Source organism: Streptomyces sp. NPDC059909, assembly GCF_042730885.1.
Classification (GTDB): Bacteria; Actinomycetota; Actinomycetes; order Streptomycetales; family Streptomycetaceae; genus Streptomyces.
The window spans coordinates 1-23,907 of record NZ_JBHWKX010000077.1; the positions used below are offsets into that span (position 1 = coordinate 1).

Genomic DNA, 23,907 nt, shown 5'->3' on the forward strand with positions numbered 1-23,907 from the left:
ATGCAGGGAACTCCGCCGCTTCGCGGCTCCGCGCCAAGGACCCATTCCTCCCCGCCCTGAAGGACGGGGCCTCCTGGGAGAAATCAGGTGAACACCATGGTGTCGCGCGGGTCGACGCAGAGGCTGGTGCTGCAGGGCGGGGGCGCTTTGCAGGGGCGTTGGCGTCTGCTGTGTTCAGGTGTTCTTCAAGAGCCCGCCGGTTGGGTGAGTACTCGGGGTTTGGCGGTGTACTCCAGGCGGGCAAGTGCTGGTACGGACTACGCAGGTGCCGGCCGAGGCCATCGGCCTGTGTGTTGCAGCTGTCCGAGGAGACCTGCATTTCGCCCGGCCCAGATTGCCGCTGCGCGGCCGGCACCTGGGTCGCGGCTCGAAGACGTCGTCAGCCACCCCGGACACGGGCATCCGGCCGGTCCCCGGGGAGACGCGGCCACCGCCCGAGTCATGCGGAGGGATCATCAACACCAGAATCGCACCGCCCACAGCACCGGGAGCGCTGCCGTTGCTCGGCCACGCGCTGCCGCTGCTGCGCAGTCCCCTCCCGTTCCTGGCCTCTCTGCCCGCCCTCGGTGACCTGGTCCGGATCAGGCTGGGCCCCCAGCACGTGTATGTGGCCTGCACTCCTGAGCTGACCCGCCGGGTCCTCCTGGAGGACAGCACTTTCGACAAGGGCGGGCTGCTCTTCGACCGCGCCCGCGAGACCCTGGGCAACGGACTGGGCACCTGCCCTCACCGGGACCACCGGCGTCAGCGGCAGCTGATCCAGCCTGCCTTCCACCCCGAGCGCCTGCCCCGCTACGGCCAGGTGATGACCGAACAGATCACCGCGGTCACCCGCTCCTGGCAGCAGGGACAGGTCATCGATGTGCTCGCCGACATGCAGCAGATCACGGCGCGCACACTCGTCGCCACGATGCTCGCCGACGCCCGCCTGACCGGCGTGGCCCTCACCGAGATGATCGACGATCTCCATACCTTCCAGGCCGCTTTCTACCGGCGGATGTTCATGCCACCGCCCCTGGACCGGCTTCCCACCCCGGGCAACCGCCGCTACGTCCGGGCCGGCATACGCCTGCGCGCCAGTCTCAGCCGTATCATCGCCGAGTACCGTGCCGCCGGCACCGACCACGGCGACCTGCTCTCCGCCCTTCTCGCCGCGCGCGACTCCCACAGCGGCGACGCCACCGGCCAAGGCATGTCCGATGGCGAGCTCACCGACCAGATCATCACCTTCTCCTTCGCCGGAACGGAAACCACCGCCGCCCTTCTGGCCTGGGCCCTGCACCTCGTCGCCCGCCATCCCGGCGTCGAAGAAGCCCTGCACCGCGAGGCCGACGGCGTCCTGGCAGGCGCCGCCGCCACCGTCGGAGATCTGCCCCGCCTGGAGGTGACCGGGCGCATCCTCACCGAAACCCTGAGGCTCTACCCGCCCGGCTACCTCCTCACCCGCACCACGACCCGCCCCACCGAGCTCGGCGGCCACCTCCTCCCGGCCGGCGCCACCGTGGCCTACAGCCCCTACGTCATCCACCACCGGCCGGACCTGTATCCCGACCCTGAACGCTTCGACCCCGACCGGTGGAAGGACGGCGGCACCGCACGAACCCCTCGTGGCACCCTGGTGCCCTTCGCCGCGGGCCCCCGCAAATGCATCGGCGACACCTTCGCCATCACCGAGGCCACGCTCGCCCTGGCCACCATCGCCACCCGCTGGCGCCTGGAACCCGTATCCGGCACACCCGTCCGCCCCGCACTCGGCTCCACCCTCACCCCCCAAGGGCTGCACATGCTCGCCACACCCCGCAGGCAAGGCCCGTAGCCTGCGGCGGGGCCCCGCCCGCGCCGAGCGGTCGCTCACGACGAGCGACCGGCAGCGCCTGCAGACCTGAGGGCACGGCACGACCCGGAGGGCGTTTTCCCCTCCTGTCCGACGCCCACCACCCGGTTTTCCCTGCCCTTTTCTCGGGGCCCTTGACCTGAACGAAGCTTGAGGTTCTACGGTCCTCTCATGAGCATGGAGACCACAGCCTGGATGCAGTTGCACAGCGTCATGAACGCACAGCGGGACAGCCGCCCCCTCGCCCGGGCCACCCTGCGCCGCATCGGTACCTTCGCCCGACCTCACCGCCGTCGCATCGTCCACTTCGTGCTGCTCAGCATCATGGGCGCGCTGCTCGCCGTGGCGACGCCGATCCTCGCCGGACGCGTCGTCGACGCGATCGTGCGCGGGTCCGACCCGGGCGTGGTCGTCCGGCTCGCGCTGCTGATCGCCCTGATCGCGCTCGGTGAGGCCGCCCTCGGCCTGCTGAACCGCTGGCTTTCGGCGTCCCTGGGGGAGGGGCTGATCCTGGACCTGAGGACCGCCGTCTTCGACCACGTCCAGCGCATGCCTGTCGCGTTCTTCACCCGCACCCGCACCGGCGCCCTCGTCAGCCGCCTCAACAACGACGTGATCGGCGCACAGCGCGCCTTCAGCAACACACTCTCCGGAGTCGTCGGCAATGTCGTGACGCTGCTGCTCACACTCGCCGTGATGCTGACCCTGTCCTGGCAGATCACCCTGCTCGCCCTCGTCCTGCTGCCGGTGTTCGTCGTGCCCGCGCGCCGCATGGGCACCCGTATGGCGAAGCTCCAGCGCGAGGCCGCCGATCTCAACGCCGCGATGGGGACCCGGATGACCGAGCGCTTCTCGGCGCCGGGCGCCACGCTCGTGAAGCTGTTCGGGCGGCCCGGCGAGGAGTCGGCGGAGTTCGAGGCCCGGGCCCACCGGGTGCGCGACATCGGTGTACGGACGGCGATGGCGCAGTCCGCCTTCATCACCGCGCTCACGCTGGTCTCCGCGCTGGCTCTCGCCCTGGTGTACGGCCTCGGCGGCTGGTTCGCCCTGCGCGGCTCCCTCGAACCGGGCGCTGTCGTCGCCCTCGCCCTGCTTCTCACCCGCCTGTACGCGCCGCTGACCTCGCTCGCCGGCGCCCGCGTCGAAGTCATGAGCGCCCTCGTCTCCTTCGAGCGGGTCTTCGAGGTCCTGGATCTGAAGCCGCTGATCGAGGAGAAGCCCGATGCCCGGCCCGTGCCGAACGGACCCGTCTCCGTCGAGTTCGACGACGTCCGCTTCGGCTACCCGTCCGCCGACAAGGTCTCCCTCGCCTCCCTCGAAGAGGTCGCCGCACTCGACACGCGCGGCGGCGCCGAGGTCCTGCACGGCATCTCGTTCCGTGCCGAACCCGGCCAGACCATCGCCCTCGTCGGCTCGTCCGGCGCCGGCAAGTCGACCATCGCCCAGCTGCTGCCCCGGCTGTACGACGCCGACGAGGGTGCCGTCCGCATCGGTGGCGTCGACGTACGCGACGTGACGGCTGAATCCCTGCGAGCCACACTCGGCATGGTCACCCAGGACGGGCACCTCTTCCACGACACCGTCCGCGCCAACCTGCTCCTCGCCCGTCCGGAAGCGACGGAGGACGAGCTGTGGGACGTCCTGGGGCGGGCGCGGCTCGACGACCTCGTGCGGGGCCTGCCGGACGGGCTCGACACCGTCGTCGGCGAGCGCGGATACCGGCTCTCCGGAGGCGAGCGCCAGCGCATGACCATCGCCCGCCTGCTGCTGGCCCGGCAGCGCGTGGTCATCCTCGACGAGGCCACCGCGCACCTGGACAACACCTCCGAGGCCGCCGTCCAGGAGGCGCTCGCCGAGGCGCTGGAGGGCCGCACCGCCGTCGTGATCGCCCACCGGCTGTCCACGATCCGCGCCGCCGACCAGATCCTCGTCGTCGAGGCCGGCCGGATCGCCGAATGCGGCACCCACGACGAACTGCTCGCTCTCGACGGGAGATACGCGGAGCTGTACCACACCCAGTTCACGAAGCGTGGGCATGGGCAGGACGTGCCGCAGAGCGCGGAGGAGGCGGTGGCCGTGACCTACTGAGGGGGCGAGGAGCGGCCAGGATCGGGGCGGGGACGGCAGGAATCGAACAGGACGGCCTCGGTGGCCTCCAAGCCCCCTGCGGACCTCGACGCCTTCGCAGATCTCACCGACCTCGAGGACACAGGCTCGCCAAGTCGACTTGCCAAACCCGCAGAACCCGGGACAACCTGATGTGATTCCCCCCGCGATACGGTGATCCCGCGTTTCGCAACGTTCCGCGCCAAGGGCCGCACCCACTCCGGCAAAAGCGCCAGTCTTGAAATCCTCGAGGTCTCCGCATGATGCCGATCCGATCGAGCAGTCGTGACTGACGCAGCCTCACGCGCGGAGCAACGGGTCGCGCGCGTGCGAGACGAGGCGGCCGGACGCTACGCGCTGGCGCAGGAGTTCTACCGGAACGCCACGGGACCCCGCCGCCGATACGGCCACGCAGAGCGGAGTTTCATGCGCTGGTCACTCGCCCGTGGCGTGCTCGCACCGGAAACCTCCGACCCGCCGGGCAGTCCCTGGTGGCGCGCCGTCAACGAACGACTGCTGCGGGACAAGATCGAGGCCCACCTGCTGTCCGCCGGGGCCACAGGCGCAGCCAGCGCCCACAGCGTCGAATACTGGGAGGACTTCATCCGCAAACCCGATCCCGGCCGCTGGTACCGCGCGCACAACGCCAGCATCGTCGCAGGCTACCTGCAGCACGAGGATCTGGCTGCTGCCGAGCCGCAAGTGGAGCGATTCATGATGAACGTCGCACTGCTCCGCGTCCTGTTCACCCACGCGATGCTCGTGCAACCGCGACTCGCGCTCGGCCGACTGGCCGCCCTCGGTCCTCTGATGGCCGACCCGCGCCACCGGGCCGTCCAGATGTTCCTCGACCTCGGCCGCTCATTCCCCCCTGAATACCCGGTAACCACGGCCGTCGAGGAGACCATCCTCGACGAACACGCCTTCGCACGCATGCTCGACTACGGCCTGATCGCCCCACGGCTGCCCGCACTCTACGAGTTCTCGGCCGCGTCCCTGGACCAGCCGCGGCTGACAGCCCTGCTGGACGACGGTGTCCCGGCCTACGCATGGCCGCACACGGACCGACCGATCTGGTACATCGGCAACACAGGCCCCCACCTGCGCGCCATCGCCCGCGTCAGCGGCGTGCGTCTGCTCTGGGAGCCGTCGCCATTGGCCCCCGCCCGCCGCAGACGGCACCGGTGACGGCGCCGCACCGCGGCACCGCGCCGTGGCCGTGGGGTACGAGGCTCGCGGTCCGCCACGAGGCGACTGTCCTCATTGCGGCCATCAGCGAGTGGCTGTGACTCACCGCCCTCATTCAGCGAGGTCCACGTTCCATGCCTCGGGCAGATCGCTGCCGCAGAAGACGCAGACGAAGTCGTCCTCACGCACGATGCTGAGCTCCTGGCAGCCAGGACAGCGCCGGAACACCACCTCATGGGTGAAACTGGACGGACGCTCAAGCCCTGCGCAATCCAGTGCCTGGGCAACCGCCGGCCACGAGCTGACGTCCGGACAGTAGCCGGTCGACTGGTTGCTGACGTCGCCCACGACCCATCGGCTTGCTGGTGCCCAACTTGCAGCGCGCGTAGGTGGAGCGGCGCGGGCGCCGGGCGCACCCCCGACATGGGCGCGCTGTTCCAGGAGATGATCGACTACCGGGGCAGCGCGCCCGGCTGCCGGGCATGACGGCCCGCGCGCGTGCAGTTCACCTTCCTGCCGTTCGAGTTTGCCGAGCTGTGAGACCGGGAGCCGGCGGTGGGAGGGAACGACCCGCGGACTCGCGCGCGGGTCCGCAGACACCGTGAGCGGTCACCTCCAGTGAATGGGCGATGACGCCGAGAAGTCGCTGCAGAGATGAAGAGAGTCCATCTCAACGGTGCGGCGGGTGAAGGCGGCCGTAGCGGCGTGCAACTGGGCGGTCATGGCCTGGCACCGCACAATGGTGGCAAGGAGGGCCTGAAGCTACACGTTCGCCGCTTCACGGCGGCTGAGCCCCGTGGCATGCCTCAGGCGGAAAGGATCACCCGGTGCCATCTGTTCGGCCGGGGGACGAGAGGGATCCGGGTCCGCTCCGATCGGAGCCCGGAGCCCTGCTCGAGCACGTCTCAGTGGCGGTCTTCGGTATGGATGACGACGACCGGATCTGTTTCTGGGGGCCCGGCGCGCAGGACCTCTTCGGGTACGAGTCGGCGGCCGTCCTGTCCGAGCCCGCGGAGGTTCTCTTCCCCGAGCCGCCCCCAGGCACCCCCCGCGCAGCCGCGCGGCTCGCGGACCACGCCCGGACCCTCGGGTACTGGCGCGGCCGACTGGCGGCGCTGCACCGCGACGGCACTGTCTTCGCCTGCGGATTCCGGGTCTTCCCCGTCACCGGTGCCACGGGGCAATCGGTCGTCATGGGCCTCGCGAGCCGGGGCGAGGAACTCGACCGGGTAAAGACCAACCTCGCGTTTCTCGACGCCCTTTTCGAGACCTGCCCCATCGGCCTGGTCATGCTCGACGAGGACCTGCGGTACGTCCACCTCAACCAGGCACTCGCCGAGATGGACGGCCTGCCTATCGAGGACCACCTCGGGCGCCCCATGGGAGAAATCATGATCACGTCCGACGGTGGCGAGTACCAGCGCATGCTGCGCGCAACCGTCGCGGACGGCCCGCCCGTCATCGGGACACTGGTCGGCCTGCGCACCCCGGGCCACCCGGATCGTGACCAGGTGCGGTCGGTGAGCCTCTTCCCGCTGAGCCAGGCGGGCGGCACCCGGCCCGGTCTCGGCGGGCTGATGGTGGACGTCACCGACCGGGAGCAGGCCATCCTCGAGGCGACCGCCGCCCGTCAGCGCCTGGCTCTGCTCGACCGGGCAACGGCAAGGATCGGCACGTCCCTCGATGTGAACGTCACCGCCCAGGAACTGGTCGACGCCGCGGTTCCGGATTTCTCCGACGCCTCCGTCGTGGAACTCGTCGACTGGATGGACGAACCCGAGGTGTTCGATCCGAAACGGCCGCTGGTCACGCACAGGATCGCCTCCGGCACGATATTGCCCCCGCCTGCCGTCGAACTGGTGAGTGGGTTGGAGACGGTGACGTACCCGCCGGGCTCCAGAATCCACCGGGTGCTGCGGACGGGCCACCCGATCACGTTCGCCGTCGACGAGGACTTCGCGACGACGACCGTCCTGCACCATGCCCGCGCACAGCTCCTCCTCGAAAGCGGCCTGACCTGGATCACCATCGTCCCCCTCATCGCTCGGGGCACGGTCCAGGGACTCACCATGTTCGGGCGCTCCGCAGCCCGTCCGGCTTTCAACAAGCAGGATCTGAGTCTGGCCGCTGAGCTGTCCTCTCGCGCGGCTCTGTGCCTGGACAACGCACGTCTCTACAGCCGGGTCCAGGACATCGCGCTCACGCTCCAGCGCGCGCTGCTTCCCACGGCCCTGACGACCAGCCCGTACGTACAGGTCGCCCACCGCTACGTTCCCGGCAGCCATGTCACCGAGGTCGGCGGCGACTGGTATGACGTGATCAACCTGTCCAGGGACCGCGTCGCGCTCGTCGTCGGCGACGTCATGGGACACGGCGTGCGGGCCGCGGCGAACATGGGCCGGTTGCGCATCACCGCCAAGACGCTCGCCCGGCACAAAGAGGAGCCGGCCGCCCTGCTCACCGAACTGGACGCCTGTGCCGGGGAAGCGGGCATCGAGCTGGCGACCTGCCTCTACATCCTGTACGACGCCAGGAGCGGCCGCGCTCGCATCGCCAATGCCGGCCATCCCCCACCGCTCGTGCTCCACCGCGACGGCGCGGTCGAGACGATCGGCGAGGTCCTGGGGGTGCCCCTTGGAGTCGGTGGCCATCCCTTCGGAACGACCGAGATCGAACTGCCGGAGGGTGCCACCCTCGCCCTGTACACGGACGGCCTCATCGAGGCGCGCGGCCAGGACATCGACGTGGGCGCGGACCGCCTCCGCGCCGAACTGAGCCGTGCTTCAGGCCCGCTGGAGGAGGCGGCCGACCGCATTCTGGCGCACCTGCTGCCCGATCGTCCGGACGACGACACGGTGCTCGTCCTCGCACGCGTCCGGCGGGCCGCATGAACCCGGCGCAGCCACCGCCCGCCTTCCGGCGACGGCCTACCCACGGTGCTCCGTGCGCGATCGACGAGCGCATGGCACCGGGCGTACCGGGACCGCCACCGCGTTCGGCAAGCGCGAATCGCCCGTCGACGCCGAGCCCTTGCCCAGGGAAGGGCGGGAGCGGACGGTTCGTCAGTTCCGTGGCGCCGGACCAGTGGAGGCGCGTACGACCAGCTCGCAGCCGAGCAGCAGTGACCGGGGCGGCCCCGGCTGGTCGATGCACTTCAGCAGCATGCGTGCGGCCTCGGCGCCGATTTCCTGCTGGGGCACGTGCACAGTGGTCAGCGGCGGGCTCATCCGCGTCAGGAACGGCATGTCGTTGAAACCCACCACGGACATGTCCTCGGGGCAGCGCAGCCCGAACGCCGCCAGGGCGTCCAGTGCCCCGAGTGCCAGGAGGTCGTTCGCCGCGAACACCGCCGTGGGGCGGTCGGGACCCCGGTACGTGGCGAGGAGCTCGTCCATGACCGCGGCACCCGCGGCCTCGCTGAATCCCGTGGCGGTGACGACGGGGGTGTGCCGGGAGTCCAACCCGGCGTGTTCACAGGAGTCGAGGAAGGTACGGCGCCGGATGAGCCCGGTGGAAAGCTCCTGCGGGCCCGCGACGTGCGCGATGCGCCGGTGACCGAGCCCGGTGAGGTGCCGCACGACGGCGTGGACGCCGGCCGCCTCGTCGGCGGTGACCGACGGTGTGTGCCGGGTGTCCAGGACGCGGTTGACGAGCACCATCGGCACCCCGTCCGCCGCCGCGCGCTCGAGCAGGGGGTGCTCGCGGCGCGCGGTCGCAACCACGAAGCCGTCGCACTGACGGCCCCGCAGTTCGGCGAAGAGCCGTGCTTCCTTGTCCTCGTCGTTGTCCGTGCTGACCAGCAGCGCCGAGTAGCCCTCGACGGCGAGCGCCTCCTCGACGCCTCTGACGATGGGCGGGAAGAGAGGGTTGGTCAGGTCGGGGATGAGGATCGCGACCATCCGGGAGCGCCGGGTGCGCAGGGCGCGCGCGACGGAGTTCGGCTGGTAACCCAGGCTCTTGGCCACGGCCAGAACCCGTTGGGCCGTCTCCGCCGACACCCGGTGGCGGGTGTCGGGATTCAGAGCTCTCGACGCCGTGCCGGGGTGGACGCCGGCCGCTCGCGCCACGTCGCTCAACCTCGTCACAAGCCCAACCGTATGCCGTGGCCACCGCGATGACAATGGATTGCATCAGCGGTTGCCGGACACCTTGACACCCCCGGGGCGCGAGCCTAGTTTCGCGGCAACCGATTGCGCAGCGGTGCGGCACCACTTGGTGCGGGGCACTGTCACTGCGCCCTGAATGGCCATGAAATTCCCTGTCTCCGAGCGTAGGGACGGCTCGCCGTGGAAGACAATCGATTGTCATTGATGGTCAGAGGACACCGATGGCGCCACCGTGGGGTCCTGGCGGCCCTGGCGGCGACGACCGCGGTGGCTCTGGCCGCCTGTGGGCCCGCGACCGGCGGGCCCGCCCAGGGGGTGGGCAAGGGCCCCGGCAAGGACACGTTGACGATCGGCGTCTCGCTCTCCCTGACGGGCGACTTCGCCGACCCCGGCAAGGCCGCCAAGCGGGGTTACGACCTATGGGTGTCCGACGTCAACGCACGCGGCGGCGTGCTGGGGCGCAAGGTCTCCCTCAAAGTCGTCGACGACACGTCCAACCCGAACCAGGTCACGACGAACTACACCAACCTCATCACCAAGGACAGGGTCGACCTGGTCGCCGGCCCGTTCTCCAGCCTGCTGACCATTCCGGCCTCGCAGGTCGCGAAGCGCTACGGATACGCCTTCCTCGAACCCGCCGGCGGCGGACCGAAGGTGTTCGCGCAGCATCTGGACAACCTGTTCTTCGTCCAGCCCGCCGCCATCGTCAAACAGGGCGACATCTTCGTCGACTACCTGCTCTCCCTACCGTCCGCCAAGCGCCCCAAGACCGCCGCGTACGCCTCACTCGACGACCCCTTCGCCGCCCCCCTCGCCGACAACGTCCGCAAGCGCCTGGAAGCGGCCGGCGTCAAGACCGTGTACGCCCAGACCTACCCCGACAACCTCACCGACCTGACCCCGGTTATCACCAAGGTGGCCGCCGCCAAGCCCGACCTGGTGATCGCCGGAACGCAGTCCGAGGACGCCTACGCCCAGGTCAAAGCAATGATCCAGTTGGGCTTCAACCCCCGCTGGCTGTTCATGTCCAACGGCGCCAACAACCCCGTCGAGTTCCCCGACAAGGTCGGCGAGAACAGCACCGAGGGCATCTTCACCACCGGCGACTGGTTTGCCGGCTCCCAGCAGGCCGGCGCCCCCGAGTTCGTCAAGGCCTACCTCGCGAAGTACGGCGGCGCGGAGACGGACATCGACCCCACGAGCGCCGAGGCATACTCCGTCGGCACGCTGATCGAGCAGGTCGCGAAGAAGACCGGAAAGATCGACAACGAGACCATCATCTCCGCACTGCACTCCGGGACTTGGCAGACACCGGTCGGCGACCTGTCCTGGGACGCCAACGGTGAGCCCAAGGGGCACTACACCCTTGTCCAGTGGCAGAAGCACCGGCTGACCCCGGTGTACCCGGACGACGTGGCCGCCGCCGAGCCGCTGACGGCCAAGCCGGCCTGGGGAGAGTGAGCAGTCGTGCACACCCTCCTTCAGGCGACCCTCCTGGGCATCCTCACCGGCGGTGTCTACGCCCTGATGGCCAGCGGCCAGACCCTCGTCTTCGGCATCATGCGGGTGATCAACCTGGCACAGGGCGCGCTGGTGGTCCTCAGCGCCTATCTGTCGTACTCCCTGTTCACCTGGGCCGGAATCGACCCCTTCCTCGGCATCCTGGTCGTCACCCCCGTGATGTTCGCGCTCGGGGTCGCCGTCCAGTGGGTGTTCCTCCGGCCGCTTCGAAGCGGAGAGGGCGAGCTCAGCCTGCTCGTCATGTTCGCCGTCGCCCTGGCCGTCGAAGGCGTACTGGCGTCGGTCTACAAGACCACCTTCCGCTCCATCAACACCGGCTACCGCGACGCCGCCTGGCACCTCGGCGACTACCGGCTGCCCGTCACCCGGCTGGCGGCCTTCGGGCTGTCCCTCGCCGTCCTGGGCGGACTGTGGCTGCTCCTGCACCGCACCCGCTTCGGCGCCTCGGTACGGGCCACCGTGCAGAATCCGACTGCGGCACGGCTGCTCGGCGTCAACCCCGAACGCGTATCCGCGCTCGGCTTCGGCCTCGGCACGGCGACCGCCGGCGCCGCCGGAGCCGTGTTCGGCCTGGTCTACCCCTTCAACTCGGCGAGTCACTACGACCTCATCGCACGCCTGCTGGCCATCGTCGTACTCGGCGGGCTCGGCAGCCTCGGCGGGGCCGTGGCGGCCGGCGTGCTGATGGGCGTCGCCGAGGCGGTGGTGGCCGCGACCTGGTCCCCGTCGTGGGCGGGATTCACCTTCTTCGCGGTGCTGCTGCTCGTCCTGCTGCTGCGGCCGCGGGGGCTGTTCGGGGCACGGCTGAGGGGGGCGCTGTGACCTCCACCCTCTCCGCGACGCCCGCGCCGGCCGCACTCCGCCCCGGATTCGTACGTCACGCCAGACGGTGGCGCATCACGGTGCCGGTCGTCGTCTTCGCGGTGCTGCTGGCCGCGCCCTGGACCGTGGGCCAGCCTTGGATCGTCAACCTGCTGATCTTCACGCTGATGTACGCCACCATGGCCAGCGCCTGGAACCTGGTCGGCGGCCTCGCCGGATATCCCTCGCTCGGCCACGCGGCGTTCTTCGGCATCGGCGCCTACGGCGAGGCGATCTGGTTCCACGACCATCCGCCCGTCTCGGGATGGGAGCCCTTCCTTGCGCTGCCGGCCGTGGCCGCCGGCACCGCGCTGGTGGGGCTGCCGGTCGCGTGGGTCGCCATGCGTACCCGGGCCGCGACCTTCGCGATCGTCACCATCACGCTGGTCTTCGTCGTCCAGACCCTCGCGTTCAACGCTCGCGGGCTCACCGGGGGCGCGCAGGGCATCGGCATGGGCCCGGCCCCCTTCGGCGTCGCCTACTTCGCCTTCCCCTTCTACTACGTGCTGGTCGCCCTGCTGGCCGTGGCCGTCGCGGTGACCGCCTGCGTCCAGCGGTCGCGGCTGGGGCTGATCCTGGCCACCGTCCGCGACGACGAGGACAAGGCGCGGGGGATCGGGGCGCCGACCGCGGTCGCCAAGCTCGCGGCGTTCGCGCTGTCGGTGGGCATCACCGGTGCCGTCGGCGCGGTGTGGGCGTACTACGTGTCCTTCGTCTACCCGCCGTTCGCGGTCGACCCGCTGGTGACCATCGGCATGGTGCTCATGGTGTACCTGGGCGGCCGGGGGACTCTGTGGGGGCCGGTGCTGGGAGCCTTCCTCGTCGTGCCCGTGCAGCAGTATCTGGCGTACCGGCTGGGCGCCAACTCGCTGCACCTGGTGGGCTACGCGGCCCTGTTCCTCGTGGTGATGCTGGTCCTTCCCCGCGGCATCCTGCCCTCGCTGGCGGACCTGCTCGGGAAGCGGGTGAGCCGGCGATGACGACGCTTCTCGAGGTACGCGGACTCACCAAGTCCTTCGGCGGGGTGCGGGCGGTGGACGACTGCTCGTTCGACGTCGAGGAGGGGTCGGTGACCGCGCTCATCGGCCCCAACGGGTCGGGGAAGACCACCGCGTTCAACATGATCACCGGCTATCTGGGCGCAGACGCGGGCTCGGTCCGCTTCGCGGGCGCCGCCTACTCCAGGCCCGACCCGACCGTGCTCTACCGCCGCGGACTGACCCGTACGTTCCAGCAGGCACGGATCTTCGGGTCGCTCAGCGTACGGGAGAACCTGATCGCCGCCGCGGGCCACCGCTGGACCGCCCTGCTCGGCCCGCGTGCCGCCCGTGCCGACCGGGCGCGCGCCGACGAACTGCTGGAGGACTTCGGGCTGGCCGCCAAGGCCGGGCTGAAGGCGGCCGAACTGTCCTACGGTCAGCGCAAGTTGTGCGAGTTCGCCGCCGTGCTGATGGCGGATCCGCGGCTGGTGCTGCTCGACGAACCCACCGCGGGGGTCAACCCGGTGATGATCGAAACGATGGAACGCCATGTGCGCAGCCGGAACGAGCAAGGAGTGACCTTCCTCATCGTCGAGCACGACATGCCGCTGGTGATGCGGCTGTGCGACCCCGTCGTGGTCCTGGACCGGGGCCGGCCCATCGCGGCGGGCAGGCCCGCCGAGATCCAGGCCGATCCCCGCGTGCTCGACGCCTACCTGGGGGAGTAGCGATGGCCGACACGACCACTTCCGCGCCCGCGGAGCCGCTGCTCGTACTGGACGGTGTCACGGCCGGATACGGGGCGGGCCTGATTCTGCGGGGCGTCGGGCTGACCGTCGCCGCCGGAGAGGTCACCTGCCTCATCGGCCCCAACGGCTCGGGCAAGTCGACGACCCTCAAGACGATCTCGGGACTGCTGAAGCCCGCCTCCGGCACCGTCACCTTCAAGGGTGAGGACATCAGCCGGCTCAGCGCCCGGGAACGGCTCCTGCGCGGCATCGTCCACGTACCCCAGGACCGCAGCCTGTTCCCGGCGATGACCGTGCGCGAGAACGTCGAGATGGGCGGCTACGTCCTGCGCAACCGGCGGCTGGTGGCCGAGCGCTGGGAGCGGATCGCCGCCGCCTACCCGTTGGTCGCCGACCGGGCGAACGCCCACGCGGGGTCGCTGTCCGGCGGTGAGCAGAAGACCGTCGAGATCGCGCGGACCCTGATGCTCGACCCCGTCCTCATCCTCCTGGACGAGCCGTCCATCGGGCTCGACCCCAGGTCCCGTACCACCGTGTTCCGCAGTGTCGCGGACCTCGCGGCCTCCGGACGGTCCGTACTGCTGGTCGAACAGAACGCCCGCTCGGGCCTGGCCGTCTCGCACTCCGGAGCCGTCCTGGAGGGCGGCCGGGTCGCCCTCACCGGCACCGGCGCCGGTCTGCTCACCGACCCCGAGGTCGGCCGGCTGTACCTCGGAGCGGCCGACCGGCCCTCCACACCTCTCGCCTCTTCCGTCCCGTCGCGCTCCGGCGACCACGACCCTCAGGACTGAATCATGACCGATCACACTCCCCGTCCCACCATCGGCTGGGCCGGCACCGGCCGCATGGGCTACGCCATGGTCTCCCGGCTCCTGCGGGCCGGCCACGATGTCACCGTCTACAACCGGACCCGCAGCAAGTGCGAGCCGCTGGCCACGCTCGGCGCCACCATCGTGGACACGCCCGCCGGGCTCGCCGACCGCGACATCGTGTTCACCATGGTCAGCGCCGGCAAGGACTTCGCCGAGGTCACCCTCGGCGAGCAGGGCATCCTGCGCCAGCCCGCCAAGCCCCGCATCATCGTCGACTGCTCCACGGTCTCCCAGGACGTCTCGGCACAGGTCCGCGCGGAGGCGGAGCAGGTCGGCACCGCCCTGCTGGTCGCCCCCGTGTCGGGAAACGCCAAGGTCGTCAAGGCCGGTCGGCTCTCCATGGTCGCCTCCGGCCCCCGTGAGGTCTTCGACGAGGCCGAGCCGCTGCTCAGCACGATCGCCCGCTCGGTCACCTACGCCGGGCAGGACGATCTGGCCCGGCTGGTGAAGCTCGCGCACAACATCTTCCTCGGCGTCGTCACCCAGTCGATGGCCGAGATCACCGTGCTGGCCGAGAAGGGCGGCGTGAGCCGCGCGGCGTTCCTGGACTTCCTCAACGGCTCGGTCCTCGGCTCGGTCTTCACCCAGTACAAGACGCCCGCCTTCGTGAATCTGGACTTCACCCCGACCTTCACACCCGAGCTGCTGCGCAAGGACTTCGACCTCGGCCTCGCCGCCGCCCGGGAGCTGGAGGTCCCCATGCCGGTCGCGGCGCTGACCCACCACATCGTCCAGCAGTCCGTCGGCCGCGGCCACGAGGACACCGACTTCGCCGTGCTGCTGTCGGAAGTCGCCCTCGCCGCCGGGCTCACCCTCGCGCCAGAGGACGCCGCCGTCACCGACGGTCTGACAGCCGCGTCGTGAGCCCCCTCACCCCCACCAGGAGGTCACGGTGACCACCACCGCGCCACTGCCCGCCCCCGGGCACACCGCCGTCGACTTCGAGACCCGCGTCGACTTCGACCGGCTGCGCTCCTACCGGCTGGCCCGCGCGCGAGCCGCCCTCGACGCCTCCGAGCTCGGCGCCGTCCTGCTCTTCGACGTCAACAACATCCGCTACGTCACCGGCACCATGATCGGTGAATGGTCGCGGGACAAGATGACCCGCTACGCGCTGCTGACCCGCGACCACGAGCCCATGGTGTGGGACTTCGGCTCCGCCGCCCGTCACCACCAGCTGTACGCGCCCTGGTTGCGGCCGGAGAACTGCCGCGCCGGGATGCTGGGACTGCGCGGCGCCGTCGCACCCGAGGTCGGCCTGATGCGTCGCGCGGTCGCCGAAATCAAGGGCATCCTGGCCGATCACGGTCTCGCGGGAGCTCCCATCGGCATCGACATCGTCGAGCCGCCGTTCCTGTTCGAGATGCAGCGCGCGGGCCTGACGACGGTCGACGCCCAGCAGGTCATGCTGGACGCCCGCGCCGTCAAGAACCCCGACGAGATCATGCTGCTGTCGCAGGCCGCGGCGATGGTGGACGGCGCCTACCAGCAGATCTCGGAGGCCCTCAAGCCGGGCGTGCGCGAGAACGACATCGTCGCACTGGCCAACAAGTACCTCTACGAGCAGGGCTCGGACGACGTCGAGGCCATCAACGCGGTGTCGGGGGAGCGGTGCAACCCCCATCCGCACAACTTCACCGACCGGCTGATCCGGCCCGGGGACACCTGCTTCTTCGACATCATCCAGTCCTACCAGGGCTACCGGACCTGCTACTACCGCACCCTGAACGTCGGCTCGTCCACCCCGGCGCAGCGCGACGCCTACACCAGGGCACGCGAGTGGATCGACGCGGCCATCGAACTGGTACGCCCTGGGCAGACCACCGACGTCATCGCCAAGGCATGGCCCAAGGCCACCGACTTCGGATTCGCCACGGAAATGGACTGCTTCGGGCTCCAGTTCGGCCACGGACTGGGGCTCGGCCTGCACGAGCGGCCCATCATCAGCCGGCTCAACTCCCTCGAACACCCGGCGGAGATCCAGGAGGGCATGGTCTTCGCCCTGGAGACCTACTGCCCGGCTTCCGACGGCTACTCCGCCGCACGCATCGAGGAGGAGGTCGTGGTCACCGCCGACGGCGCGCGCGTCCTCACGCTCTTCCCCGCGCAGGAGCTGTTCGTCGCCAACCCCTACTAGACCCACCGGAAGGAAAGGAGGCACCGGATCGTGACCATCCAGCAGACCCGGCCCACGGGGCCCGGCATCGACGAGCCCACCCGTCTCGCCCTCTATCGGCAGATGGTGCGGATGCGCGGCATGGAGAAGCGCGCGTACGACCTGTTCCTGCAGAACCTCGTCAAGGGCACCAGCCACCTGTCCCTCGGTCAGGAGGCCATCGCCGCCGGCTTCGGCGTCGCCATGCGCGACGACGACTACACCTTCGCCACGTACCGGGGCCACGCCCACACCCTCGCCCGCGGGGTGCCGATGGCCGGCATCCTGGCCGAGCTGATGGGCCGCGCCAACGGTCTGATGGCCGGCAAGGGCGGCAGCATGCACCTGACGTCCGTCGAGCACGGGATGATGGGCTCGTACGCCATCATCGGCGCGCATCTGCCGATCGCCACCGGGGCCGCCTGGTCGGCCCACTACCGGGGCAGCGGGCAGGTCGCCGTCTGCTTCTTCGGCGACGGCACGACGAACATCGGCGCCTTCCACGAGGCGCTCAATCTCGCGGCCGTCTGGAAGCTGCCCGTGGTGTTCGTCTGTGAGAACAACCTCTACATGGAGTACACGCCGATCGGCGCCGTGACCGCCGTGCCGAACCCCGCGGCCGACAGGGCCGCTGCGTACGGCCTGCCATCGATCACCATCGACGGCAACGACCCCGACGTGGTGTACGAGACCGCGGTCGCCGCCCTGTCGCGGGCGCGCTCCGGCGAGGGCCCCTCCCTCATCGAGGCCAAGACCTACCGGCACGGCGGCCACTCACGGGCCGACCCGGCCAAGTACCGCCCGGCGGGCGAGGTCCAGGAGTGGCTCGCGCGGGACCCACTGCCCGCCTACCGGCAGCGGCTGCTCGGCCTCGGCGTCGCCGAGGCCGCCCTGAGCGGCATCGAGGCCGAATCGGCGCGCCTGGTGGACGAGGCGACCGAGCAGGCGAAGGCGGGACCACAGCCGGGCGAGGACCTGGTGATGAAGGACGTATGGGCTGACGGAGGTGCATCATGGCGCAACTGACCTACCGGGACGCGGTCGCCCGCGGCATCGCGCAGGAGATGCGGCGGGACGAGTCGATCGTCTTCCTGGGCGAGGACATCGCCGCCGCCGGGGGTGTGTTCAAGACGACGGCCGGCCTGCTCGACGAGTTCGGTCCGGTCCGCGTGCGTGACACGCCCATCTCGGAGCAGGCCATCCTCGGTGCCGCCATGGGCGCGGCCATGACGGGCCTGCGACCCATCGCCGAGATCATGTTCTCCGACTTCTTCGCGGTCTGCTGGGACATCGTCGTGAACCAGATCGCCAAGTCGCGGTACATGACGAACGGTCAGATGTCCTTCCCCCTGGTCATCAAGTCCGGCAACGGGGGCGGCCTGCGCTTCGGCGCGCAGCACTCGCAGGACATCGCCAACTGGGCGATGGCCGTACCCGGGCTCAAGGTGGTCGCCCCCTCCAACCCCGCGGACGTCGTCGGCCTGATGGCGGCCGCCGTCCGTGACCCCGACCCCGTCGTCTTCCTGGAGGCCAAGGGCCTGTACCCCACCAAGGCCGAGGTGCCCGAGGGGGACATCGTCGACGAGCTCGGCAAAGCGAGCGTGCTGCGGCACGGCGGCGACGTCACGCTCGTCTCGCTCGGCCTGATGGTGCCTCGCGCACTCGCCGCCGCCGAGCAGCTCCAGCAGCAGCACGGGATCGACGCCACCGTCATCGACCTGCGCAGCCTGGTGCCGCTGGACGTCAGCACGGTGCTGGGCTCCCTCTCGCACACCGGCCGGCTGTTCACCGTCGAGGAGAACCCCCGGCTGTGCGGCTGGGGCGCGGAGCTGGTGTCGATCGTCGCGGAGGAGGGCTTCACCGCCCTGGACGGGCCGCTGGTGCGGATCGCCACGCCGCATGTGCCGCTGCCCGCCGCCGACGCCCTGGAGGACGCGACCCTTCCCAGCACCGCCCGCATCGTCGAGACCGTCGCCAAGAGCGTCGACTGACCGGCTCCGGGAGGCCGATCGTGATCACTCGTATGGACACCCCCACCAGGCTGCTCATCGGCGGCCGGTGGACGCCGGCCGGCGACGGCGGAACCCTGGAGGTGACCGACCCCGCGTACGCCGAACCCCTCGCGGAGGTCGCGAACGCCACCGTGGAGGACGCCGTGGCGGCCGTGGACGCCGCCCACGCAGCGCTCGAGGGCTGGCGGGCCACCGAGCCGCGCGGGCGCAGCGACATCCTGCGGCGGGCGTTCGACCTGATGACCGAGCGCGCCGAGGCGTTCGCCGAGCTCATCGTCCGGGAGAACGGCAAGGCCCTGGCCGACGCCCGGGCCGAAGTGGCCTACGCTGCGGAGTTCTTCCGCTGGTACGCCGAAGAGGCGGTGCGCGCGGCCGGGTCCGTCCAGACGGCGCCGTCCGGCAGCAACAAGATCATGGTGCTGCGCCAGCCCGTTGGCGTCGCGCTGCTCATCACGCCGTGGAACTTCCCTGCCGCCATGGCCACCCGCAAGATCGGCCCGGCCCTGGCGGCGGGCTGCACCGTCGTCCTCAAACCGGCCTCCGACACCCCGCTGACCGCACTCGCGCTCGGGGCGCTGCTCACGGAGGCCGGCGTGCCGGACGGCGTGGTCAACGTCGTCCCTTCACGCCGCTCGGCCCGGATCGGCGCGGTGCTGCTGGCCGACCCCCGGGTTCGGAAGGTGTCGTTCACCGGGTCCACCGAGGTCGGCCGAGAGCTGCTGAGGCAGGCGGCCGGCTCGGTGGTGAACGCCTCCATGGAACTCGGGGGCAACGCGCCCTTCCTCGTCCTGGCCAGCGCCCACCTCGACGAGGCGGTGGCCGGCGCGATGGTCGCCAAGATGCGCAACGGCGGGGAGGCATGCACCGCCGCCAACCGCTTCTACGTCCACGCCTCGATCGCCGAGGAGTTCTGCCGTCGCTTCGCCTCGGCCATGGCTGCGCTGACGGTCGGCCCCGGCCTGGACGCGGGCGTGGACGTGGGTCCGCTGGTGAACGAGCCGGCACTCAAGAAGGTCGGTGAGCTCGTCTCGGCCACCGTCGATGCCGGCGCCCGCCTGCTGGCCGGCGGCACCGCACCCGACCGCGCCGGGTACTTCTACCTGCCGACCGTACTGGCCGACGTCCCTCCGGACGCGCCCATCCTGGCGGAGGAGATCTTCGGCCCGGTCGCGCCGGTCGTCCCCTTCGACGACGTCGACGAGGCGATCCGGATGGCCAACGACACCGAGTACGGTCTGGTGTCGTACGTCTACACCGGTGACCTGGCCGAGGGCCTGCGCGTGTCCGAGGCGCTGGAGTCCGGCATGGTCGGCCTCAACCGTCCGGTCGTGTCGGACCCGGCCGCCCCGTTCGGCGGCGTCAAGCAGTCCGGTCTCGGACGCGAGGGCGGCCACGACGGCCTCCTGGAGTTCACCGAAAGCAAGTACATCGCCGTGCACTGGTGAGCACGCGCACGCCCCGGCCCGGCGCCGGTCGGCCTCGGCCAGGCCCGCGCACACGCCGTGTGACGTCCACACCAACGACAACGCCCCCACGGCCTGGTGAGGGTCATGGATCCGCACTCCCGTCCTCGCCCTTCACATGTTGCGGTTGATCAGGAACGGCAGAAGCGTGTGGATCTCGCCGAGCGCTCCGTGTGCCGGCGGGAGGCTTGCCAAGCAGTCGCGGGCACTGTCCAGGTGGTGATTCGCCTCGGTCATGGCGGCGGAACGTCCGCCTGCCGTCTCCACGAGATCGGCGGCTCGCCGCGCGGTGGTGTCGTCGAGCGGACAGCCGGAGGTCAGGTGGGTGACCAGGCGTTGTGCGGCCGGGCCGTCCGTGGCCAGGACTGCGAGGACGGGATACGTCTTCGTCAGCCTGCGCAGATCGTTGTGGACGGGTTTTCCTGTGACCTCCGGGTCTCCCCGGATGCCCAGCAGATCGTCCACGACCTGGAAGGCCACACCGAGATGCTGTCCCGCCCGGGTGAGAGCGTCCACGGTCCGGGGCGGGCCCCGGCGAGCACGGCGCCGACACCTGCGGCGCATCCGAGCAGTGCGCCGGTTTTGTGCGCGGCCATTGGCCGGTACTCGTGCGGCTGCACCGCGCCCCGACCTGTCCAGGGGCGGGACTCGAAGAGCAGGTCTTCGGCCTGCCCGTGCACCAGGTCGTTGAGCGTAGCGGCCAGGTGCGGAACTGCCGCCGCGCTGTGTGCGTTTCGGGAGTTGGCGGGGGCACCCCGAGCTCGGCATGAGCCTTGCTACCGGTCGGGCCGTACTCGTCAAGGGTCTCAGGACTTGAGGCCCGACATGGTGATCCCCTCGACGATATAGCGCTGTGCCACCAGGAACATCACCACGAGCGGGAAGATCGCGACGACGGTGCCCGCGAACAGCACCGGCAGGTTGATCGTCTGGGAGGTGACGAACGACGACAGGGCCACCTGCGCCGTCCACTGGGTCGGGTCCTGGCCGATCATCAGCGGCCACAGGAAGGAGTTCCAGGCCTCGATGAAGGACAGCGCACCGAGCGAGGCGATCATCGTGGCCGAGTTCGGGAGAATCAGCCGCCGGTAGACGCCCAGATGGCTGAGGCCGTCGATACGGCCGGCCTCCTCCATCTCTGCGGGGAAGCCGAGGTAGAAGCTGCGGAACAGGATCACCGCGAAGGCGTTGAACAGCCCTGGCACCACCATCCCCCACAGCGTGTTGACCCCGCCGAGGGCGCCGACCACCACGAACGTGGGCAGGAAGGTGACCGCGTTCGGGATCATCAGCGTGCCGACGATCAGCGCGAGCACGATGCCTCGTCCGGGGACGTTGATTCGGGCGAGCGCGTAGCCTGCCATCGACGCGAAGAGCGTCGACAGTGGGGCCGTGAGCGCCGCCATGATCAGTGAGTTGCCGAGCGATTGCGCGAACGGGCGCTCGGTGTCGGCGAAGAGGTCACGGAAGTTGGCCCAGCTCAAGCCGGAGGGCAGCCAGTGCCAGTCGGGCGAGGTGACCTCTGGCGTCGTCATGAAGGCGTTGCGCAGGAGGACGTAGAAGGGCGCGAGGAAGAGGACTGCGGTCAGGATCAGCACCATGTACGTGAGTGCCGCGCCGAGCACCGGCCGCCGTCGTCGCTCCGGCCTGATCGACGTGAGCGTGCTCATGCCGTCCCCTCTTCCGTCTCCGTCCGGCCGAAGCCGAACACCCGGCTCTGCACCAGGGTCACGATCACGATGAGCATCGTGAGCACGAACGCACCTGCCGATCCCACTCCGTAGTCCTGGTCGAGAAGGGCCATTTGGAAGATGGACATCAGCGGGGTGCGAATGGGCTCGCTGCCGGCCGCGGGCGGCGTGAACATGTTGTAGAACTCGTCGAAGGCCTGGAGCGCGTTGATCATCATCAGCAGCAGGATCGCGATCGAGGTGTTGCGCAGCTGCGGGATCGTGATGTGGCGGAAGCACTGCCAGGCGTTCGCGCCGTCCAGTTGCGCCGCCTCGTACAGCTGACGCGGCACGGCCTGGAGGCCGGCCAGGAAGAGGATCATGTAGAGCCCGCCCTGGAGCCAGAGCCGCAGCGTGATCAGCACGATCCAGTACAGCGGCGGGTGGTAGGTCTGGATCCACGGCGTCGCCTCGTGGCCCAGCAGGATGGCCAGGGTGTTGGCGACGCCCGAGGGCACTCCGCTGAACAGCGACATCTTCCAGATCAGCGTCGCCGCCACATACGACACGGCGGCCGGCAGCAGGAACGTCGTACGGAAGAACGCCCGGCCCCGGCGCACCCGGTTGATGAGGACGGCCAGCGCCAGTGACAGGGTGAAGGTGACGGGCACGATGAACGCGGTGAACGGCACGATCATCGTGAGCGAGCCGCGGAACCGCTCGTCCTCGAAGAGGAAGACGTAGTTTTCCAGGCCCACCCAGTGCCCGAGTGCGATGGTGCGCCGGGCCTCGCTGAAGCTGAGCAGGAACGACCAGCCGATGGCGATGTAGCGGAAGACGCCCAGGCCGATCAGCATCGGCGCGGTCAGCACGACGAAGGCGAAGACGGCCGAGCGGCGCTGCGAACCGGCCATGCGGCGCCGCCCGGGGGCGGGACGGGCCCACGCGGTGCGCGGACCCGTCGCCTTCCCCGTCCGGGTGTCGGTCTGCGGGAGTACGGACATCAGGTCAGCCCAGCGCCTTCGTCAGAGCGTCCTGTGCCTTCGCCGCGGCGGTTTCGAGCTCCTGCTTCGGGTCGGCGCCGTCCCGGATCTTGATGGCCGCGGCGCCCAGGCCTGCCGCCATCGCCTGGCTCCAGGTGATCGGGAACGTCTTGCTGTACTGCTGGGCGATGCTCACCGTGTCCTTGGCGGCGCCCTCCTTGAGCGGCTCGGCTTGGGCGGCGACGCTGCTCTGCGGCGGGACGTGAAAGCCGTACTTGACCGACCAGTCGATCTGCAGATCCGCCTTCTGGATCCACAGCCACTGGACGAACTTCTTCGCCTCGTCGAGCTGCTTGGATTTCGCGTTCACCAGCTGGGACCAGCCGCCGAGACGGGCGACGGGCCGTCCGCCGGCCTTGAACGCGGGCCACGGCATGACACCCAGGTCGTCGCCGAGGGCCTGCTTCATCGCGGGCAGCGCCCACAGACCGCACCAGTGCATGGCGGTGGCGTTCTGGGTGATGGCACCCGGGTCGTACCAGTCGGTGGTGAAGCCGATGAGCAGCGACTTGTCCTGGTGGAGGCGGCGCAGGCCGCCGATGGCCTCGACGCCGGCCGCGCTCGCAAAGGCGACCTTGTCGCCCTCGATGAGTTCGCCGCCGTTGGACCAGATCAGCAGGGATGCGGCGTCGCCGATGCCGTCGTTCCCGATGAAGAGGCCCTTCATCTTCTTGGTGGTGAGCTTCTTCGCGGCCGCGGCAAGCTCGTCGAAGGTCTTCGGGGGCTCGAGACCCGCCTTGCTGAGGACGCTCTTGCGGTAGTAGAGCGCCATCACGTCGTCGATCATCTTGACGCCGTACAGCTTGTTGTCGACCGTGAGGTACGCGAGGTCGGTCTGGTTGAAGCCGGACTTGGCAGCGCCGTAGATGTCGTCGAGGGGCGCGAGCTGGCCCTTCTTGGCCATGTCGTAACGGAAGTCGCCGAGCTCGAAGATGTCGGGGCCGTCGTCGCCGAGCAGCGCCGCGCTCAGCTTCGTCTCGTAGGTGGTGGTGTCCGAGGCCCACACGACGCGCACCGCGACGTCCGGGTTTTCCTTGGTGTACTGCTCGGCGTAACGCTTGGCGGCCTCCTGCGTGCCGGCCTCGCCGTACTGGTGGTACCACTGCGTGAGCGTGACCTTGGCGGCCTTCTTGCCGGATCCCGCGGGATTCTGCGGGTCGGTGGAGCAGGCGACGGCGGTGCCGGCCACGAAGAGCATCGACATACCGAGGAAGCCACGCCGTGTTGGATGCGCGTTCATGAGGGTCCTCCCTGAGCGGTGGGGGGGTGAGCGGATCTGTGCGGTGCGGACGTGCGGTGGATCGTTGCGGAGCGGTTCGGTGCGGAAGAGGGACCGGATCAGGTCGA

At 70.0% G+C, this 23,907-nt stretch carries 19 protein-coding genes and 1 pseudogene; 14 read left to right on the forward strand and 6 right to left on the reverse strand.

Annotated features, from left to right (window positions below; all coding sequences use genetic code 11):
- Window positions 1-466 precede the first annotated feature (466 nt).
- The 3 genes from ACFV9O_RS33315 to ACFV9O_RS33325 all read left to right on the forward strand — a co-directional run bounded on the left by ACFV9O_RS33315 (window position 467) and on the right by ACFV9O_RS33325 (window position 5,128).
- On the forward strand, window positions 467-1,816 hold the full coding sequence (locus ACFV9O_RS33315) for a cytochrome P450 (RefSeq protein ID WP_385424713.1): 1,350 nt from the start codon (window positions 467-469) through the stop codon (window positions 1,814-1,816).
- A 195-nt stretch (window positions 1,817-2,011) separates the two neighbouring features.
- Window positions 2,012-3,922, forward strand: a complete 1,911-nt coding sequence (locus tag ACFV9O_RS33320) for an ABC transporter ATP-binding protein (protein WP_385424717.1) — start codon at window positions 2,012-2,014, stop codon at window positions 3,920-3,922.
- A gap of 303 nt (window positions 3,923-4,225) precedes the next feature.
- The gene (locus ACFV9O_RS33325; protein WP_385424656.1) at window positions 4,226-5,128 is read left to right on the forward strand and encodes a hypothetical protein; all 903 of its coding nucleotides are present in this window, start codon (window positions 4,226-4,228) and stop codon (window positions 5,126-5,128) included.
- A gap of 111 nt (window positions 5,129-5,239) precedes the next feature.
- On the opposite strand, the gene ACFV9O_RS33330 is transcribed toward ACFV9O_RS33325, so the two are convergent.
- Window positions 5,240-5,476 (reverse strand): hypothetical protein, encoded by a 237-nt coding sequence (locus ACFV9O_RS33330; protein WP_385424659.1) that lies wholly within the window; start codon window positions 5,474-5,476, stop codon window positions 5,240-5,242.
- A gap of 479 nt (window positions 5,477-5,955) precedes the next feature.
- On the opposite strand from ACFV9O_RS33330, the gene ACFV9O_RS33335 reads away from it, so the two are divergent.
- A complete protein-coding gene (locus tag ACFV9O_RS33335; protein WP_385424662.1) occupies window positions 5,956-8,019 on the forward strand; it encodes a SpoIIE family protein phosphatase in 2,064 nt (687 codons plus the stop codon).
- A 171-nt stretch (window positions 8,020-8,190) separates the two neighbouring features.
- Here ACFV9O_RS33335 and ACFV9O_RS33340 read toward each other — a convergent pair whose 3' ends face one another.
- Window positions 8,191-9,213: a LacI family DNA-binding transcriptional regulator gene (locus ACFV9O_RS33340; RefSeq protein WP_385424665.1), complete on the reverse strand. Its 1,023-nt coding sequence runs from the start codon at window positions 9,211-9,213 to the stop codon at window positions 8,191-8,193.
- Window positions 9,214-9,438: 225 nt separating this feature from the next.
- Between ACFV9O_RS33340 and ACFV9O_RS33345 the strand changes: the two genes are divergently transcribed.
- From ACFV9O_RS33345 to ACFV9O_RS33390, 10 genes are read left to right on the forward strand one after another with little or no spacing between them, the layout of a single operon-like run.
- Window positions 9,439-10,695: an amino acid ABC transporter substrate-binding protein gene (locus ACFV9O_RS33345; protein ID WP_385424667.1), complete on the forward strand. Its 1,257-nt coding sequence runs from the start codon at window positions 9,439-9,441 to the stop codon at window positions 10,693-10,695.
- Window positions 10,696-10,701: 6 nt separating this feature from the next.
- Window positions 10,702-11,577 carry a branched-chain amino acid ABC transporter permease gene (locus ACFV9O_RS33350; protein ID WP_385424670.1) on the forward strand — a complete coding sequence of 292 codons (876 nt, stop codon included), beginning with the start codon at window positions 10,702-10,704 and terminating at the stop codon, window positions 11,575-11,577.
- Window positions 11,574-12,596: a branched-chain amino acid ABC transporter permease gene (locus tag ACFV9O_RS33355; RefSeq protein WP_385424673.1), complete on the forward strand. Its 1,023-nt coding sequence runs from the start codon at window positions 11,574-11,576 to the stop codon at window positions 12,594-12,596. Before ACFV9O_RS33350 ends, ACFV9O_RS33355 begins: the two co-directional genes overlap by 4 nt.
- Entirely contained in the window at window positions 12,593-13,324 is a 732-nt protein-coding gene (locus ACFV9O_RS33360) for an ABC transporter ATP-binding protein (RefSeq protein ID WP_385424675.1), read from the forward strand. Before ACFV9O_RS33355 ends, ACFV9O_RS33360 begins: the two co-directional genes overlap by 4 nt.
- A gap of 2 nt (window positions 13,325-13,326) precedes the next feature.
- Window positions 13,327-14,136 (forward strand): ABC transporter ATP-binding protein, encoded by an 810-nt coding sequence (locus ACFV9O_RS33365; protein ID WP_385424677.1) that lies wholly within the window; start codon window positions 13,327-13,329, stop codon window positions 14,134-14,136.
- Window positions 14,137-14,139: 3 nt separating this feature from the next.
- Window positions 14,140-15,081 carry an NAD(P)-dependent oxidoreductase gene (locus ACFV9O_RS33370; RefSeq protein WP_385424679.1) on the forward strand — a complete coding sequence of 314 codons (942 nt, stop codon included), beginning with the start codon at window positions 14,140-14,142 and terminating at the stop codon, window positions 15,079-15,081.
- 28 nt (window positions 15,082-15,109) lie between these two features.
- The gene (locus ACFV9O_RS33375) at window positions 15,110-16,354 is read left to right on the forward strand and encodes a M24 family metallopeptidase (protein WP_385424681.1); all 1,245 of its coding nucleotides are present in this window, start codon (window positions 15,110-15,112) and stop codon (window positions 16,352-16,354) included.
- 30 nt (window positions 16,355-16,384) lie between these two features.
- Complete coding sequence (locus ACFV9O_RS33380) at window positions 16,385-17,398, forward strand: thiamine pyrophosphate-dependent dehydrogenase E1 component subunit alpha (protein ID WP_385424684.1); 1,014 nt, start codon at window positions 16,385-16,387, stop codon at window positions 17,396-17,398.
- Entirely contained in the window at window positions 17,386-18,363 is a 978-nt protein-coding gene (locus ACFV9O_RS33385; RefSeq protein ID WP_385424687.1) for an alpha-ketoacid dehydrogenase subunit beta, read from the forward strand. Before ACFV9O_RS33380 ends, ACFV9O_RS33385 begins: the two co-directional genes overlap by 13 nt.
- Window positions 18,364-18,395: 32 nt before the next feature.
- Window positions 18,396-19,829 (forward strand): NAD-dependent succinate-semialdehyde dehydrogenase, encoded by a 1,434-nt coding sequence (locus ACFV9O_RS33390; RefSeq protein ID WP_385424720.1) that lies wholly within the window; start codon window positions 18,396-18,398, stop codon window positions 19,827-19,829.
- A gap of 132 nt (window positions 19,830-19,961) precedes the next feature.
- On the opposite strand, the pseudogene ACFV9O_RS33395 reads toward ACFV9O_RS33390, so the two are convergent.
- The 4 genes and pseudogenes from ACFV9O_RS33395 to ACFV9O_RS33410 form a co-directional block, all read right to left on the reverse strand.
- Window positions 19,962-20,569: pseudogene (locus tag ACFV9O_RS33395) on the reverse strand (polyprenyl synthetase family protein); the annotation flags it as partial.
- Window positions 20,570-20,653: 84 nt separating this feature from the next.
- The gene (locus ACFV9O_RS33400) at window positions 20,654-21,517 is read right to left on the reverse strand and encodes a carbohydrate ABC transporter permease (protein ID WP_385424690.1); all 864 of its coding nucleotides are present in this window, start codon (window positions 21,515-21,517) and stop codon (window positions 20,654-20,656) included.
- On the reverse strand, window positions 21,514-22,521 hold the full coding sequence (locus tag ACFV9O_RS33405) for a carbohydrate ABC transporter permease (protein WP_385424693.1): 1,008 nt from the start codon (window positions 22,519-22,521) through the stop codon (window positions 21,514-21,516). The genes ACFV9O_RS33400 and ACFV9O_RS33405 overlap by 4 nt, the downstream gene beginning before the upstream one ends.
- Before the next feature lie 4 nt (window positions 22,522-22,525).
- Entirely contained in the window at window positions 22,526-23,800 is a 1,275-nt protein-coding gene (locus ACFV9O_RS33410; protein ID WP_385424696.1) for an ABC transporter substrate-binding protein, read from the reverse strand.
- Window positions 23,801-23,907 lie beyond the last annotated feature (107 nt).